13 protein-coding genes and 2 pseudogenes are annotated in these 17,310 nt (G+C 50.3%); 5 read left to right on the top strand and 10 right to left on the bottom strand.

The window, feature by feature from the left end; genetic code table 11:
• The 6 genes and pseudogenes from EAO38_RS05120 to EAO38_RS05095 all read right to left on the bottom strand — a co-directional run.
• Positions 1-575: pseudogene (locus tag EAO38_RS05120) on the bottom strand (hypothetical protein); the annotation flags it as partial.
• Positions 536-2,827, bottom strand: coding sequence for a PD-(D/E)XK nuclease family protein (locus EAO38_RS05115; protein WP_121021729.1), 2,292 nt, complete (start codon positions 2,825-2,827; stop codon positions 536-538). The pseudogene EAO38_RS05120 and the gene EAO38_RS05115, both read right to left, overlap by 40 nt.
• Positions 2,821-4,763, bottom strand: a pseudogene (gene tkt, locus EAO38_RS05110) (transketolase). The gene EAO38_RS05115 and the pseudogene tkt overlap by 7 nt, the downstream one beginning before the upstream one ends.
• A 25-nt stretch (positions 4,764-4,788) precedes the next feature.
• A complete protein-coding gene (locus EAO38_RS05105; protein ID WP_121021727.1) occupies positions 4,789-5,664 on the bottom strand; it encodes a bifunctional riboflavin kinase/FAD synthetase in 876 nt (291 codons plus the stop codon).
• Entirely contained in the window at positions 5,633-6,334 is a 702-nt protein-coding gene (tlyA, locus tag EAO38_RS05100; protein ID WP_121021726.1) for a 23S rRNA (cytidine-2'-O)-methyltransferase TlyA, read from the bottom strand. The genes EAO38_RS05105 and tlyA overlap by 32 nt, the downstream gene beginning before the upstream one ends.
• Positions 6,335-6,835, bottom strand: a complete 501-nt coding sequence (locus EAO38_RS05095; RefSeq protein ID WP_121021724.1) for a hypothetical protein — start codon at positions 6,833-6,835, stop codon at positions 6,335-6,337.
• Positions 6,836-6,850: 15 nt separating this feature from the next.
• On the opposite strand from EAO38_RS05095, the gene EAO38_RS05090 reads away from it, so the two are divergent.
• The 3 genes from EAO38_RS05090 to EAO38_RS05080 all read left to right on the top strand — a co-directional run bounded on the left by EAO38_RS05090 (position 6,851) and on the right by EAO38_RS05080 (position 11,240).
• Entirely contained in the window at positions 6,851-7,732 is an 882-nt protein-coding gene (locus EAO38_RS05090) for an aspartate carbamoyltransferase catalytic subunit (RefSeq protein ID WP_205588352.1), read from the top strand.
• 10 nt (positions 7,733-7,742) lie between these two features.
• Entirely contained in the window at positions 7,743-9,440 is a 1,698-nt protein-coding gene (locus EAO38_RS05085; protein WP_121021720.1) for a methyl-accepting chemotaxis protein, read from the top strand.
• Positions 9,441-9,542: 102 nt separating this feature from the next.
• Complete coding sequence (locus EAO38_RS05080; RefSeq protein ID WP_121021718.1) at positions 9,543-11,240, top strand: methyl-accepting chemotaxis protein; 1,698 nt, start codon at positions 9,543-9,545, stop codon at positions 11,238-11,240.
• Between the two features lie 4 nt (positions 11,241-11,244).
• Here the strand turns inward: EAO38_RS05080 and EAO38_RS05075 are convergent, their stop codons facing one another.
• Genes EAO38_RS05075 through EAO38_RS05060 form a run of 4 tightly spaced genes read right to left on the bottom strand, consistent with a single transcriptional unit; the run spans position 11,245 to position 14,430 of the window.
• Entirely contained in the window at positions 11,245-12,207 is a 963-nt protein-coding gene (locus EAO38_RS05075) for a transaldolase (RefSeq protein WP_121021716.1), read from the bottom strand.
• Between the two features lies 1 nt (position 12,208).
• Complete coding sequence (locus EAO38_RS05070) at positions 12,209-13,540, bottom strand: UDP-N-acetylmuramoyl-L-alanyl-D-glutamate--2,6-diaminopimelate ligase (protein WP_162982688.1); 1,332 nt, start codon at positions 13,538-13,540, stop codon at positions 12,209-12,211.
• The gene (locus EAO38_RS05065; RefSeq protein WP_104752528.1) at positions 13,537-14,151 is read right to left on the bottom strand and encodes a histidine kinase; all 615 of its coding nucleotides are present in this window, start codon (positions 14,149-14,151) and stop codon (positions 13,537-13,539) included. The genes EAO38_RS05070 and EAO38_RS05065 overlap by 4 nt, the downstream gene beginning before the upstream one ends.
• A gap of 9 nt (positions 14,152-14,160) precedes the next feature.
• Complete coding sequence (locus EAO38_RS05060) at positions 14,161-14,430, bottom strand: NifU family protein (protein ID WP_104752527.1); 270 nt, start codon at positions 14,428-14,430, stop codon at positions 14,161-14,163.
• Positions 14,431-14,519: 89 nt separating this feature from the next.
• Between EAO38_RS05060 and rsmA the strand changes: the two genes are divergently transcribed.
• Both rsmA and EAO38_RS05050 read left to right on the top strand, forming a co-directional pair.
• A complete protein-coding gene (gene rsmA / locus EAO38_RS05055; RefSeq protein WP_121021714.1) occupies positions 14,520-15,389 on the top strand; it encodes a 16S rRNA (adenine(1518)-N(6)/adenine(1519)-N(6))-dimethyltransferase RsmA in 870 nt (289 codons plus the stop codon).
• Entirely contained in the window at positions 15,382-17,310 is a 1,929-nt protein-coding gene (locus tag EAO38_RS05050) for a ribonuclease J (RefSeq protein ID WP_235852525.1), read from the top strand. The genes rsmA and EAO38_RS05050 overlap by 8 nt, the downstream gene beginning before the upstream one ends.

Genomic DNA, 17,310 nt, shown 5'->3' with positions numbered 1-17,310 from the left:
CTTTGGGGGCTGAAGGGTTCAAAGGGGGGGGATTGGTGGGCTTGATCCCATTTGTTTTGCGTCCATGCGCGCAGGCGCACACAATATTGCGGGCATTCCAAAAGAGTGGCGCGCACGCGCTTGGCTAGATGCCTGCTCACTTGGGGGAAAAAGCTATAAATCGCATAACCCCCCAAGCCCAACACCCCCACCCACACCCCCACCACACCAATATAGGTTTCTAGTACCTCTAAGAGCGCGCGCCCCACAAGGCCTTTATGCCACAAGAGGGCCTGGGCTAATAACAAGGCCAAGAACAAGAGCAACGCAGAGAGCAGACATTCTAAAGCGCGCAAACTCGCATGGCGCAACAACGCGCATAAAACCCCCAAGTACAGCAGATCCACATACGCCAGATAACCAAAATACGCCACATTCCAACGCGCCAACCAAGCCCCCCATGTCCCAGCCAAGCCACTTTGCCCAAACCATGTCGCTAGCAAGAGCAGGGCGAGGATCGCATAGATAAGGGGGAATATCAGTTTAATGTTCTCTCCTAAATCCCGCAGATGTCCCCATAGGGGCAAAAGCGGCACGCTTGGCGTTCTGTGGTCTGGCTAAAGTCTATATTGCCCTGCAGGCTTTGCAGGCATGTTGTGAGCGCCTCCAAATCAGAGGCGATGTCTTGGGGGGTTTTCTCCACCAACTCCCCCTTTCTTAAGTCATAAAGAGAGGCAGATAGGCGATCAGAAGGGTAGCCTAGCGCGCGCGCGCCCAAAGTGTAAATGGCCAATTGGTAGTCTTGATGAGCAGGCTTGACTTGGCTTTTAAACTTGTAATCCAAGAGGCGGTAAGTCCCATCGGCGCACAAATCTAGGCGATCGATCATCCCTTTAAAAGTGAAGCCCGCAAAGCTAGTTTCAAATTTCTGTTCGCACGCCACCACCCGCGCCCCTTGCAAAAGCACCCGTTCGCGCGCAAAAAAGCCCGCGAGCTTGCCCACCACCACCTCCATATTAAAGCGTTCTAGCGCGTTTAAAGACCCCCACTCCTCTAAGCCTTGCAAACTCTCCAAAAGGGTTTTGGCGTGGATGGGGGCTTGGGTGCTAGCATAAATAGGGGAGCTGTAGTAAGCCTGCAGGGCTTGGTGTAGGAGTGAACCTTGATTGGTGTCCTCTTGGGGGGGAGGGGTAAGCTTGGCTAAGTATTTGAGATAGAAACGCCGCTTGCACTCTGTAAAATCCCTCAGTTTGGACACGCTCAAATGCAAATCTGCAGGAATGCACCCCGTGCAGGTCTCTTCTAAATTGTGCAAGGGGCGGGGGTTGGCAAAGAGTTTAAACGCGTCTTCAAGGGCGTTTGCGCGCGTGTTCAAGCCTAATTCTGCGAGCATTTTAGAGGGGGTGGCGTTTTGGGCGGTGCTATAGGCGATGTCCACGCGCGCGCTATTTTTGATGATCTGGTAGTAGTAATGCTTTTGCAGATTTTCTTTATCTTGCAAAGTGGGGATGCCCAAAGCGGTGCGCGTGAAGGTGTTTAAGAAGAGATCGCTATCTTTGATATGGGGTACTAAATGATCGTTGAAATCCAGGATCACCACGCGCTCAAAGCACAATCCACGGCACTCCAGCACATCGAGCACCTTGATCTTACCCCCTGTGCTATCATCAATGCGCAAATCTTTCAAGGCGCGCATGTAGAGTTCGAGCAAATCTGTAGGGCCATAGCTTTGCAGAGCCGGGAGAATAAAGGCATAGGTTTGGAAAAAGTCTTTGTGAAAGGCTTTTAATGGGGGCGGGATGTTAGGATAGAGTTGGGTTAAGAGGGCATGGCATTGCTCTTTTAGCGCGTCTAAGGCATGCAGATCAACTGGAAATGCATGCGTTTTTAGGGCTTCTAAAGCGGTGAAATAGGGCGCAAACACTTCTTGAGCCTCTTGCCCGCGCGCAAAATTGAGATTATGCCCCGTGTCTAAGAGTTTGAGCGCGCTGAGAATTTCCGCACTGGGGGTGATGATGGCTAGGGTGCTGGAGTCTAAACCCTCATTTAGCCATTCTTGCACTCTTTGTAAGGCTAGCCCGACTTGATCCAAGCGTTTCTCAAACGCATAAATGTGGATGCGATCGGGGTTAAAGGGAGCTTGAGGGCTCTCTTGCACAATGGGATTTGCTCCCCTGCTTAAAGCCTGCATGTCTAGGATATAACTATGCTCTTCTTTTAAATGGACTCCTAAAAAACGCAAACAAGATGGGTTATAGCGATCGCTAGTGATATGCACCAAGAGGGGCGCATGTTGGGCGATTTCTAATAAGATTTCTTGTTCAAATTTGCTTAAAAAGCCCTCTAGGTAAAATTCAATGCGCGCAAACTTGCTTAAAACTTGGGGCATAAGAGTGGGGCGCACGCCCAAAATGGGATCGTAGAAGCCTCGTGTTTGCACAAAAGCCTTGTAGCGGTGGTAAATGCGCTCTAAGACCTCTAGATGGTGTTGGTAGTCCCCATAAATATCTTTAGTGGGGATTTGGGCGATGTCCATGCCAAATTTGGCTAGCTCGTTGAAAAAGCGCGCCACAAAGCCACTCCCATCTAGATAGCCCAAAAAGCTTTGCTCAAAGACCACCAAGCCCTCTACGCGCGCGCCCTCTTTAGCGACCTCTCTGATGGCCTCCATGAGGAGTGCTTGGCGCGCGCTCTGGGGGATTTTGATCAAGCCTTGCACAAAACTAATTTGGCTATAAAATTCTTGCACACTCCAAGCAGTGGGCAAAAACCCCTCAGGTTGTTTGGCATAAAAGGCGTTGCGCGCGCGTTGGCTGCTAAAGACATACAAAATAGCGGGGGTTAACATGACTGCTCTAAAAGGGCTAGCGCGCGTTGGGCAATATGAGACGCGCTAAAGCCAAAATGATCTAACAACACGCCCCCGGGGCGGATTTGCCAAAACTCTCCATGCCTAGCAGAGCGTGGGCAAAACGCCCCCACTCCAGCCCGCGCCCCGCTTCTACCACCAAAACCTTGCCTTTAAACAAGCTTTTTAAATAGGCCTTGTCCTGCTCTAAGAGCAGATCCAAGCAGGGCACACTCACCACCTGCACCCCCACGCCTTCATCTTGCAAAATTTGCACGGCCTCCAAGCAGGGGTTTACCTCGCTCCCACTGCCAACTAAAGTAATTTGGGGGCTAGGATGGGCATGCGCCACATACCCCCCCCTTTGCACGGCCTCTAGGGGGGTGGGCTCTAGCACGGCTAAGTTTTGGCGCGAGAGCACAAAGGCACAGGGCTTTTTTAAAGAGAGTGCCACCTGCCAACAGCGCACATTTTCATGCGCGTCCATCGGCCTAAAGACATAGAAATTTGGCAAGGCTCTTAAATGGCTCAAGTGCTCGATGGGCTGGTGCGTGGGGCCATCCTCACCCACCCCAACACTATCATGGGTGAAAATATAGAAAACTTGATTGCCCATCAACGCGCTCAGGCGCAAAGCGGGGGCTAGATAATCGCTAAAGACAAAGAAGGTCGCACAAAAGGGCACAAATAAGCCGTAATTGGCTAGGGCGTTGCTCATAGCCCCCATGGCATGTTCGCGAATGCCAAAATGCAGATTGCGCCCAAAATGGGGGGGCAAACAATCTTGCTGGGCTTTTAAATGGGTGTTATTAGAGGGGGCTAAATCCGCGCTCCCGCCCAAAAAGCCTAAATAAGCTTCACTCAAGGCGTTTAAGATCGCCCCATTGCTCACACGCGTGGCCATCATCTTGCCCACCTCAAAACTAGGGTATTGGACTTTAGAAAAATCCTTAGCCTGCAAGTGGGCGATGCGCGCCTTGAGATTAGGTTGGCTATTAATATAGCCCTGCCACTCTGACTCTAGGCGTTGTCCCTTTTCTTGCATGTTGAGCGCGCGCGCCACCTGCTTGGGGATCACAAAATCCCCGCTCAAACCCAAAGCCTCCTTAGAGCGCGCCAACACTTCTAGCCCCAAAGGCGCGCCATGTACCTTCGCGCTCCCCTCTAGCCCTAGTGCGCCCTTGCCAATGGTGGTTTTAGCGATGATTATAGTAGGCTTGGTAGTGGCTTGGGCGCGCGTTAACACGCGATCGATCTCTAACAAGTTGTGCCCATCGCACTCTAGCACCTCCCAATTTTGCGCCTTGAAACGATCGCGTACATTCTCGCTAAAAGCTAAGTTGGTCTCCCCCTCAATGGTGATCGCATTGCTATCATAGATCACAATGAGATTATCTAGCCCTAAATGCCCGGCTAAGGACGCGCTCTCATAGCTGATCCCCTCTTGCAAGTCCCCATCCCCACACAGGCAGTAAACCTTGTGGTTAATGCTCTGGGTGTCTAGCAAGTTTTGGGCGATCTTGGTCGCTAAAGCAAAACCCACCGCGTTAGCAAAGCCCTGCCCTAAAGGGCCGGTGGTGATCTCCACCCCTGGGGTGTGTTTGCACTCCAAATGCCCGGGGGTTTTAGAGTCGAGCTGTCTGAAAGATTTTAAATCCTCTAAGTCCAGATCAAAACCCCATAGATGCAAGAGCGCATACACCAACGCGCTCGCATGCCCCCCGCTAAACACCACGCGATCCCGATTGAGCCAATGCGGGTTAGAGGGGTTGAGGCGCACATGCCAGCCCAACACCACCCCCACCTCCGCCAAGCCCATCGCCACGCCCGGGTGTCCACTATTAGCCCTTTGCACCATGTCCGCGCTCAAAAAGCGCAAGGTGTGGGCACATTCTTGCAAGAGGGGCAGATCAGAGTCGCTGAGTTTTCTATCCATGCAGAACCTTTAAAAAACACCCATGTTAGCAAACTTGCTCTGAATCTAGAGCGCGCGCGCGGGCGATGTCTTGGGCGATCTGGGCCTTGAGTTCTTGCAGATTGTTAAAATGGCGGTTATCGCGGATCTTCTTTAAAAAACATACGCGCAACACAGAGGGGGGGATTTGGATATTGCGATCTAAAATATAGGTTTCAAAGGCCATTTTCCCATCTGTGCTCAAACGATGCCCTAAAAAACTCACCGCGCGGGTGCATTGCTTGGCAAGGGGTACATTGGTGATGTAAACCCCCGGGTGGGGCAATAATTCGGTTTGGAGAGCTTGGGTGTTGAGATTTAAGGTAGGGTAGAGATGAGAACTGCCCAAGTTTTGATCGGTAATGATTTCCCCTTGAAGGCTAAATGGGCGGCCTAAAAATTGGTTGGCTAGACGCACATCGCCGCGTTGGATACACTCTTTAATGTGGTAGGAGTGCAAAGCGATCCCCTTGATCTTGATCGCGTCTATCACTTGCAATTGTATATTAGGGCGCAACAAGGTGCGCATTTGCTCCACTCCCATCGATCGCCCCTGCGCGCATCTAAAATCATAGCCCACGACAATTTTTTGCAGGTGTATAAATTTGCTCTCTAATAGGGCAATGAACTCAGAGGCGTTAATGCTCCGGGCTTCTTCTAGGGGTAAAAAGTAAATGCGTTTGGCATAGCGTTCTAACAGGCGTGCGCGCTCTTCTAGGGGGCTTAAAGCCATGTGCGGATGGGCGCGCTCCACCACAAGGATAGCGCCCTGGGGACCTAGCATGCCCAATAGGTGTTGGTGTGCCAAGTGCACCCCATCAAATTTTCCGATCGCTAGACTTAAACTTGTCTCATCTTTGGATATGGATAAAAATTTCTGCATTCCCAGCTTTACCTCTGATCTGTGAAGTCTCCAGTGTGCACACGCGCCAGCCCAAAGCGTCAATTTCGCTTAAAAACGCCTGCAAACGTGCGCTGATGGCGTGCGCATCGCACACCACACCCCGCTTATCGCGCTTGGCCCTTGTGCCCACTTCAAATTGGGGTTTGAAGAGCAAAACCACCTCCCCACTCAAGGCGCACAAAGTTTTTAGAATTTTACTCAAAGAAATAAAACTCACATCGCAGGTGAGCAAGTCGTAATTTTCTTGGGGGCTGAAAGCGCGGATATCGCATTGTTCAAGGACTTGTACGCGTGGGTCTTCTCTCAAGCGCGGGTCTAGCTGGTTTGTGCCCACATCCACGCACACCACCTTTCTAGCCCCCTTTTCTAGCAAGACTTGCACAAACCCCCCCTTGCTAGAACCCACATCTAAAATCACTTTATTGGTGCAATCTAGGGGGTGGCGTTCTAGATAATGCCATAGCTTTTCGCCCGCCCGGCTCACAAAAACACGCTGTTGTACGCACAATTCTAAGCACTCCCCCACCTGCAAGCTAGGCTTGTCTAAAACCCGCCCTGCGCTTGTGATAGCTCCCTTTACAATGAGATTCTTGGCTTGGCTGCGGCTTTGGGCTAACCCCCTGTGTACCAAGTATTGATCTAGGCGCATCTAAAAGGCGGGGGCGGGCACTTTGTAGGCGAAGTTGAAGAGGATCTTTCCCAAACCCACAATGTCCATTTCTAATTTGGCCTCCTCTTGGGCTGCGTGGTTTAATTTGTCAAAGGCGAGCAAAAACCCGCGCGCGTATTTGTTGGTGGTGTGCAACACGCTATCAAATTCCTCTTTATGCACCTCGCGTACCCATGCCGGGGTCTCCACCCGCTTTAAACCATAGAGGGTATAAGAAATGGCATCGTTGTCTAAAAGAGATTGGTCCTCTGTGAAAATCTCCACAAAGAAAAATTCTCTAGCATGGTAGATCACCGGATCCACATCGTTAAGGTGGGTGGCTAGCGCGCTCAATACGGGGCGTAAGTTCACAATCACCTCGCCCTTGCGGGTGGCTTGGGTGCGCTGTTCGGCCAGAAAATCCGGCTTGTACGCGTCTGCAAAATTATCCGTGCACCCACCCAAGCCCAACACCAACAACCATAAAAATACCCTAGCCATGCTATAATTCCTCGCATGTTAACCCAACTCGTCCACACCCAAAATCTCAATAATAGCGAAATTTTAGCACTTCTAAGACGCGCTAACGCGCTTTTGTGCCAAGAAACCGCCCCGCTTAACCTGCGCGCTAAAAATATTGTCGCGTTGTTCTTTGAAAACTCTACCCGTACGATTGCTAGTTTCCAAAGCGCTGCAGCGCGCTTGCAAGCCCATTTTAGCGTGTTCAATGTACAAAAAAGCTCCACTAGCAAGGGGGAGAGCTTGCTAGACACTTTGCACAATATCGAGGCGATGGGGGTGGATTTGATCATCGCGCGCCACCACCACTCCAGCTCCGCGCCCTATTTTGCCAAACATCTAAAATGCGCCTTTATCAATGCCGGGAGTGGGACTCTCTCCCACCCCACCCAAGCCCTGCTAGATTTGCTCACGCTTTATAACCACTTTAAAGGCGCGCTAGAGGGCAAGAGGATCGCCATTGTGGGGGATATTAAAAACTCGCGCGTGGCCAATAGCAATATGGAATTATTGCCCCGCTTTGGGATGCAAGTCATTTTAGTTGCCCCCCCGCACTTTCTGCCCCCCACTTCTTTGCCCACCACTCACTCCCTGCAAGAGGCCTTGCAAGAGGTTGATGTGGTGATGGGGTTGCGCACCCAAACCGAGAGGCATAGCCTGCAAACCTATGGGTCGCTCAAAGATTACGCCAAGGATTTCTGCCTGAGGCGCGCCATGCTTGGCGATCGCCAAATCCCCCTTTTACACCCTGGCCCTGTGCACCGCAATATTGACATAGAGGACGCGCTTTTAGACGATCCGCGTTGTTTGGTGTTAGAGCAGGTTAAATTGGGCGTGTTCTTGCGCATGGCCTTGATGGAGGGGCTGCTCACTTCTTAAAGGGGAATTCATGTCTCTTACTTTGCGTTGGAAGATGATTTTAATTGTGTTGGGGTCTTTGTGTGCCTTGGGTTTGAGCTTAAGTCTTTTGAGTTATCACATAGAACGGCGGAGTTTTAAAAAGACTATTCACAGTTTTAATTCTAATGCTTTGGTCAAACGCGAATCCGGGATTAAATACAACACCTTTATAGCCATCTCTGGTCTGAGAGAGTATTTTAAACACCATTCTAGAGAGGAGGCTTTGCGTATCAGCGTGGATTTTTTTAACAAGATCAACGCGGCTAAGGGGCGGCTCTTTATCATCGCGCTTGAAAAAGATGGCACCCTCATTGCCGATAGCATCCATCCAGAATTAGTGGGCAAAAAGGTTTTAAACTTCCAAAGCGCGCGCGGGGATTACTATTTTAAAGAATTCATGCAAAAAGCGCTGGGCAATCCTAAGGGCGGATTCTATCGCTGCCATCTCAAACGCCCCGCCCCAGAAACTAAAACAGAGGATTGCGTGAGCTATGCCTACCACGACCCGGTGAGCGATTTGATCGTGGTGGCGGTGAGCTATGTGAGCGCGATCTATAAAACGATGGACAAGGCCGAAAAACAGGTCCATGCCCTAGCTAGCCATGATTATCGCATTTTACTATGGGCGACTTTGCTCATCACTTTTGGAATTATCCTCATTGCTTTTGTGTGCAACCACTTTTGGATCGCTAGGCGTTTGGGCGCGTTGGTGGCGGTGGTACAAAAATTTGCCTCTCACGAGAAGGATTTAACCAGCCGCATTTATATAAAGGGGCGCGTGCAAGATGAAATTAGCCTGAGCGCGCAGTGTATCAATGGCTTTTTAGAGTCCGTCTGTGCGTTCAATAATGAGATCAAGGACTACAGCGCGCAAAGCCACGAATCCAGCCTAGCTCTAGACAATGCCATGCACCACACGACAGATGCCATCGAGCAAACCGTCCAAACGATCACTAAAATTCGTGATGAGGGGGTAAAACTCTCGCGCGATTTGAGTGGCGTGAACACCGATGTAGAGGGGGTGGTGGGCGAGCTTGGCAAGGCGTTAAATCTGCTCGAAGAGAGCAAGGCCAGTGTGATCACCCTGTGCAAGGCCATTACCGAAGATGTCGCCAATGAAAAAGAACTCATCATCCAGATCGAATCGCTCACCAAGAGCACGGACAGCGCTAAGAATATTTTAGAGAGCATCGATCAAATCGCCAAACAAACTAATTTACTAGCCCTCAATGCCGCCATTGAAGCCGCGCGCGCGGGCGAACATGGGCGCGGCTTTGCCGTGGTGGCTGATGAGGTGAGCAATTTGGCCACACGCACCCAGCAAGCCCTAGGCGCAGTGAACACCACCCTCTCTAACATCACCCAAAGTGTGCATGATGTGAGCCACAAGATGAGCCAACAGGCCGCGCGCCTTGAAAAAGCCAACACCTTGAGCGCTTCGGTGCAAAAGACTTCCACCCAAACTACAGATTATTTAGAAAGATTGATCGCGCGCATTAAGGGCGTGAATTTGATCTTCATCCATCTAGGGCAGGATACTCAGGAGATCATCAACCAGATGATTTCTGTGCAAGCTAGCGCGAGCAAAACCCTTAAAGATGCCGCGGGCATGAAGAGCATTATGCAAGAATCTAAGGACATTATAGAGCAGATCGCCCACAAAACTAAGGATTACAAGACCACCTAAGACACTAAAAGAGACTCCACAGCCCGCTTTGTTAGCCAGCCGTAAATAATATTTTCTTATATACAATAATAATATATAGAGATTCCTGATAAAGGAAGTACAATGGCATTGAATCTCCGCTGGAAAATCACGCTCATGATATGGGGGTCCTTGTGCGCCTTGGGTCTCACTCTCACCTTATTGAGCCATTACATGGAAAAACAGAGTTTTAAACAGACCATCGAGGCCTTTGATGCCAATGCGTTGCACAAACGCGAAAAGGTGATTCAACACGATATTTTTTTGATCGTCGCGGGAATCAGGGAGTATTTCACCCAACACCCCAGGGAAATGGCCTTAAAAATGACCATCGATTATTTTAAAACGATCAACCACGCCAAAGGGCGCGTCTATGTTTTGGCTCTCAACAAAGAAGGGGTTTTGCTCGCCGATCACATCCACCCTAATTTAATCGGGCAAAATGTCTTGAGTACCCAAGATGAGTGCGGGAATTACTATTTCAAAGAATACCTCCAACGCGCCCTAGACAACCCCAAAGGGGGGATTTATCGTTGCCATTCTAAGAGCTTAGATCCAAAGACCCCCCTAGGGGGTTATGTGAGCTATGCCTACTACGACCCGGTGAGTCAGTTGATCTTTGTAGCCATGAGTTATGTCAACAATATTTACAAGACCATGGAAAAGGCCGAGCAACACGCCTATCACTTGGCCGATCAGAATTTCCACACTCTATTATGGACGGCGATTCTTAGCACCTTGGGCATTATCGCGCTCACCTTTGTACTCAACCATGTGTGGATCATGCGGCGCTTGGGCGCGTTGGTGGCAGTGGTGCAGAATTTTTCCACCAGCAAGAAGGACTTGACCATGCGCATTGAGATCAGCGGGCGCGCTCAAGATGAGATCAGTCTGAGCGCTAATTGTATCAACGCCTTCTTAGAGCATGTCTGCGCGTTTAACAATGAAGTCAAGGATTGCAGCCAACAAAATCACACCTCCTCTTTGCAACTTGAGAGCGCGATGTGCCACACCATAGACGCGATGCAACAGACCACCCAAACCATCACCCAAATCAAAGATGAAGGAGTCAATCTCTCGCACAATCTTACTCAAATCACTTCAGGGGTGGAGAACATGGCCGCTGAACTCACTCAAGCCCTATCCTTGTTAGAAAAGCGCAAACAAGATGTGAATATCTTGCACCAGACCATTTTGGACAATGTCGCCAATGAAAAGGACTTGATCGCTCAAATTGGCACGCTCACCCAAAGCGCTAATGATGCCAAGAGTATTTTAGAAACCATCAATGAAATTGCCAAACAAACCAACTTGTTAGCCTTGAACGCCGCCATTGAAGCCGCGCGCGCGGGCGAGCGCGGGCGGGGCTTTGCAGTGGTGGCTGATGAAGTGAGCAATTTGGCCACACGCACCCAGCAAGCTTTAAGCGAGGTCAATAACACGATCTCTAGCATTGTGCAGAATGTGGGCGCGGTGGGCTCAAAAATGCATGAGCAAACCGCGCGCATTGAAGAATCCAGCGTGTTGAGCGTGAGCGTGCAAGAGGGATCCATCCGTGCCATAGAGTATTTAGAAAAACTCATCGAGCGCATTAAGGAGGCGAATTTGCTCTTTGTGAACCTAGGGCAGGACACTCAAGATATTATCCAAAAGGTGATCTCTGTGCAGGCTAGCGCGAGCGACACCCTGAAAAACGCGCACACCATGCAAGAGATCATGCACAACGCTAAGAAACTGGTCGAACAGATTGCCCAAAAAACCAATGATTACAAGACGGCTTAAAGCCCTACTCAAGGCTGCTTAAAAGGGTCTTAAACGCCTCTTGAAAGCTAGTTAAACCCGCCTTGAGGAGGGCTTGATAGTGTTGACCCACATCAAAACCCAAGCCTTCTAGCTGGCTTACAAGCACAGGGTATTCTAGAATATGGGGGGTGGGGCTTGGGGTGTGGTAGTAGGTGTAGAGGGCTTCTAGGGGGGCGGTGTTGATACTATGGGGCATTTTGAGGGCTTGGATGTAGTAATCTTTAGGGAGAGTGGGCTCTTTAACCCCGGTGCTAGCAAAGAGGGGGTAGAGGTGGGGGAGATTGAGGCTTTGGATTTTGTGGTAACTTTGTTGCGCGCTAGAGACACCTAATTGGTGGGCGAGTTGGGCACGCTGGGCAGTCGAGCTAGGGGCTTGGGCTAAAAAAGCCTCTAGAGCGACATCTAATCGAGACACAAAGATACTGATCACGCATGTATGCCTTGCCTCCTTGAGCGCGAGGGCGCATTCTTGGGCTTGCTGGGGGGAGAAGATCAAGGTGGCGTTAATGGGCATGTGCGCGCTCAAATGCGCCATCGCCTCTAACCCGCTGGGCGTGGCTGGGATTTTGATCATCACATTGGGGCGGGCTAGGGTTTGGTATAGGCGTTCTGCCTCCTGCACACACGCGCTCACATCGCCCTCTAAGAAAGGATCGATCTCTAGACTAATATAGCCTGTGGCTTGGTTTTGATGATAGAGGGGTAAGAGCAAGTCAGCAGCGCGCGCGATGTCTTCAAGGGCTAGGGCTTCATAAAGGGCTTTGGGGGTGTTGGGCTTGTGCGCACTCATCGCCTCCTTATAAGCCTGAGAATGGATAATCGCTTGGGCAAAAAGACTCGGGTTAGAAGTCGCCCCGCTGATACGCTTTAAGGCAAGCAGGTCCACAAAACGGGTTTCTAGAAAATCGCGCTCAATAAAATCGCACCAGAGATAAAAATCCTGCATATTAGTCCTTGTGAAAGAAATGGCGCACCAAAGCGCGATCGTCAAAGGGCAAATGCGCCTCCCCCACAATTTGCACGCACTCATCGCCCTTGCCTAAAATGAGCAAGACCTCATCGCCTTGCAATTCGCTTAGGGCTAACTCAATGGCTTTTTTGCGATCGGGCTCCACCACCACGCGATCGCGCAACTCTAAAGCGACCCCGCTTAAAATATCCTCAATAATGGCTAAAGGCTCTTCAGTGCGCGGGTTGTCTGAAGTGATATAGCTTTTCAGGGCGTGCGCGGTGGCTACCTGCCCCATTAACGGGCGTTTGCTCTTGTCGCGATCCCCCCCCGCCCCAAAGACGACCTTGATTTTTTGCGCCTTAAAGCTGTTAAAAATCTGTACAAAGCCATCGGCGGTGTGGGCAAAATCCACCACCACTAGGGGGTTTTGGTGCACCACCTCCATGCGTCCCTCCACCCCTGTAAAATCTCCCACCCGCTCACACAGCGTCTCTAAAGGGGTTTTCGTGAGCGCGCGCACGCACAACAACGCCCCCAAGAGATTATAAAGATTGTGCAAACCCATTAGGGGGGCGTGCACAATGCCCATTTCTGCGTTATTAGGGGCGTTGCGCCGGGATCTTGGATCGGCGCGAAATTCTATATGCGCGCTCAAATCCGGACGCAAACTATAGGCGTTCACGCTCAAATGGGTTTTGCGCTCACAGGCATAGCCATAGGCATTAGCAGGGTTAAAGCGCACATGCGGATCGTCTAAATTGATGATCTTCAAGCCCTCATCGCTGAAGAATTGATTCTTGATCGCGCGGTAGGTCTCTAAATCCTTATGATAATCCAAGTGATCGCTGGTGATATTGGTGTGCACCTTAGCGGCAAACGCCAAGCCTAAAATGCGCCCTTGGGCGATCGCATGGGAGCTTACCTCCATGACAAAATACTCCGCTCCCTCTGCAGTGGCGCGCTCTAGATTGCTGTAGAGTTCTAATAAGCTGGGCGTGGTGAGCCCCTTGGGCTTGACTTGTGCGCCCTGAATAAAAAAGCCCCTTGTACCTAGCAGGGCGCAAGAATGCCCCAAAGATTGGAGTACATGGGCGATGAGCGCGGCGGTGGTGGTCTTGCCATTGGTGCCCGTGATCCCTATGATTTGTATCTTTAAATTAAAATAACGCCCCAATTCTTGCGCCTCTAAATAGAGCGCAGTGGGGGGGATAAAGCGCGCATTGCTCGGAGTTTTTACCAACAAAACCCCTTCTGTGATCTCTCGCGTATCATCGCTTAGGGCGTGAAAGGTTTGATCCTTGAAGTACACGCGCTTAGGGAGGATCATTTGTCCTCCCGATGCGCCTTTTCTAAGCGCAACGCCTTTTGCAACAACGCCATCACGCGCGGGTCATACCAAAGCAATTCGCGCATGTTTTCAATGTAGGCAATGGACATGTCATAGAATTGGTGATCCACTAGATTTTCTAAAAACTCGTAAAAATCCTCTTTGCGCTCAAAGATGACTTTAGTGCTAAACATCAAATTCTCAAAGACTTCTTTAAAGTCCTTGCCCGCGCACATCGCCTTGAAGTCGGCGTATAAAATCCCATCTAAACTCTCTGCCTTGAGCTGGTTTTCATACCCAAAGGCTTGCGCCATCTTGCTCAAACTCTCATCAAAGGAGTTAATGAGCTCTAAAATCTGCCCCTGAATGCTGGCTTTATAACGCCGTGGCTGGGAGTGCAAGAGATTTTGATAGAGTTCATAAAAGCTATGCGCCTCTTTGGGGAAGTCTAGGGCGATGTCGCTGAGCAACAAGCCAATTTTGGCATGCGCGTCTAGGGGGTCTAAAAAGAGGGCTTGGGAGCATAAAAACAGGGCTCTAAAATACTGCTTTTGCAAGAAAGCCTTGTAGCCCTGCGTGAGCAAGGATCGCTTTTTAGGGTCGTTATTCAAAGGGTCGCCTTAGGGGAAGAGTTCTTGATACTGCTCTTTGGACACATGCACCACCTGCATATCCGGGTGAATCTCCTCTTGCAAACAGCGTTCAATCCCGAATTTAAGCGTGTTAGAACTGGCTGCACAGCCCTTACACGCCCCCACTAAGGACACATACACCTTAGCGTTTTTAATCCCCAACAAGACCACATCGCCCCCGTCTCTTAGCAGCATGGGGCGCACCTTCTCTAAGGCTTTTTCTACGGGTTTTTGTAATTCTTGATCGCTAAAGACCATTGTATTCTCCTTAAAGCGTTGCATTATAACCTAATCGGGGTGTTTAAGCTAGCCCATGTTACAATAAATCAGAGAATGCAAGGTTAGTCATGGCGTTGTTGGGGCAACATTTTTTGCACGATGCCTATTATTTGGATCAGATCTTACAATCCGTCCCCTACGCGCACTTTAGCGATGCGGTGCAGATGGTGGAGATAGGGGTTGGCTTGGGAGATCTCACCACTAGGCTTTTAGATAGGCTGGGCTCTAAGACTTTGATCGCCTATGAAGTGGACAAGGCGCTAGCCACAAGGCTACAACACAGGCTTTGTGCTCAGGCGCGGGCGCGCTTAAAGTTGGTGGTGGGCGACGTGATGGAGTATAAAGGGGTTGGAGATGGCGCATGCGATGTCTTGGCACAGACCGGGCTTAGATTGCCCCGGAGTGGATTTTTACACTCTGAACCCTATTTTTTGGTCTCCAATCTGCCCTATTACATCGCCACGCCCATCATCGCCCACGCGCTCAAAGATAGCTTGTGTGTCGGGTTGGTGGTGATGACCCAGCTAGAAGTGGGTTTGAAATTCTGCGCCCCCTATGGGAGTAAGGATTATGGCGCGCTGAGTGTGCTTTGCGCGCTGGTGTGCGCTAAAAGGGAGCTGTGTTTTGAAGTGCCCAAAGAGGCGTTTAACCCGCCCCCCAAAGTGCGCTCCAGCGTGATCGCTTTACTCAAGCACCCCTTGCAAGCTTGTACCAACCCCCTAGATGTCGCCCATTTAGAAACCACGCTCCAGCACTGCTTTAAAGCCAATCGCAAGACTTTGAGCAATAATCTCAAGGGGGTTTATCCCGTGCAGGGTTTTCTAGCCCAGCGCGCTCTTAAACCCCAAGCGCGCCCCCACGAGTTGAGCCCCACAGACTACCTAGAACTAGCCCGCGATCTCACCCAACAATCTCATTTAGGAGTTTTTTATGGATAAACCCATTGACGACCAAGAACACAACCAAACCCCCTCCAACAACCCCCAAACCCCCCCGCGCAACACCCCGCACAAATCGCGCCCTAACCGCATCAAACAGGGCAGGGGTAACCACACCCCAGAACAGGCCGGGGTGAAAAACATCACTAAGGCAAATGAAAGAGGCAATTTGGGCTTTCATAAAGAGCTCAAGGCGGGCGTGGAGACCAATAACAAGATTCACATCAACCATTTAAACCCGCATTATAAATTAGACCTCAATGTCAAAGCCCGCATTAAGATCACCCCCTTAGGCGGGCTAGGAGAAATTGGGGGCAACATGATGGTGCTTGAAACCATGCAACAGGCCATTATCATTGATGTGGGCATGAGTTTCCCTAGCGAGGACATGCACGGGGTGGACATCTTGATCCCGGATTTTAGCTACTTGCACAGCATTAAGGATAAAATCGTGGGCGTGCTCATCACCCATGCCCATGAGGATCACATCGGGGCGGTCCCCTACTTGTTTAAAGAAATGCAATTCCCCCTCTATGGCACGCCTTTGAGTTTGGGGATGATCGGGAATAAATTTGACGAACACGGCTTGAAGAAATTCAAGAGTTTCTTTAAGATTGTGCAAAAACGCCAGCCCATTCAAATTGGTGAATTTACCGTGGAGTGGATTCACATCACGCATTCTATCATTGATGCGAGCGCGCTAGCCATCCAAACTAAGGTGGGCACGATCATCCACACGGGCGATTTTAAAATTGATCACACCCCAGTGGACAAATTGCCCAGCGATCTCTACCGCCTCGCTCATTATGGCGAGCAGGGGGTGATGTTGCTGCTTAGCGATAGCACCAATTCTTATAAACCAGGCATTACCCCTAGTGAGAGCAGTGTGGGACCCGTCTTTGAAAATCTCTTTAAGAACGCCAAAGGGCGCGTGATCATGAGCACCTTCTCTTCTAATATCCACCGGGTGTATCAAGCCATTCAGCACGCTATCCAGCACAACCGCAAGGTCGCGGTGATCGGGCGTTCTATGGAGAAAAACCTAGACATCGCTAGAGAGTTGGGTTATATCCATCTGCCCTTTAAAACCTTCATTGAAGCCCATGAAGTGGAGAAATACCCCGATCATGAGGTTTTCATTGTAACGACAGGCTCACAGGGGGAAACCATGAGCGCGCTCTATCGCATGGCAACCGATGAGCACCGCCACATTAGCATTAAGCCTAGCGATCTAGTCATCATCTCGGCCAAGGCGATCCCGGGCAATGAAGCCAGCGTTTCTAGCATTTTGAATTTGCTCATGAAAAAAGACGCCCAAGTGGTACACCACGCCTTTGATATTCATGTGAGCGGGCATGCCGCCCAAGAGGAGCAAAAGCTGATGTTGCGCCTCATCAAGCCTAAGTTTTTCTTGCCCGTGCATGGGGAGTATAACCATGTCGCCAAGCACAAAGAAACCGCCATGGCGTGTGGGATCCCTGAGAAGAATATCTACCTGATGGAGGATGGGGATCAAGTGGAGGTCAATCCTAACTTCATGCGCAAGGTCAAGAGCATTAAGAGCGGGAAACACTATGTGGACAACACCAACAATGTCAGCATTGAGCAAAAAATCGTGGACGAACGCCTAGAAATCGCTAGTGCGGGCTTGCTCAGCGCGGTGCTCTTCATCTCTAAAGAAGCCCAAAGCTTGATGCCCCAGTCTAAGATTAGCAGTGTGGGGATTGTCAATCTCAAAGAAGAACGCCATTTTCTAGAGGATTTGCAGGACTCTTTGGGCTTGCACATCAAGGCGTTGCGTCAAGATGTACTGAGCAATACCAAGCATTTAGATGAGAGTGTGCGGCATTTCTTGCGCAAAGCCCTGTTCAAGCACACCAAGAAATACCCCGCCATTGTTAGCCATGTGTTTGTGAGCTAG

The sequence above is a fragment of the Helicobacter vulpis genome (assembly GCF_003660395.1).
Classification (GTDB): Bacteria; Campylobacterota; Campylobacteria; order Campylobacterales; family Helicobacteraceae; genus Helicobacter; species Helicobacter vulpis.
Note: the sequence above shows the minus strand (reverse complement) of the source record. Positions and strands in the feature narration are given on the sequence as shown.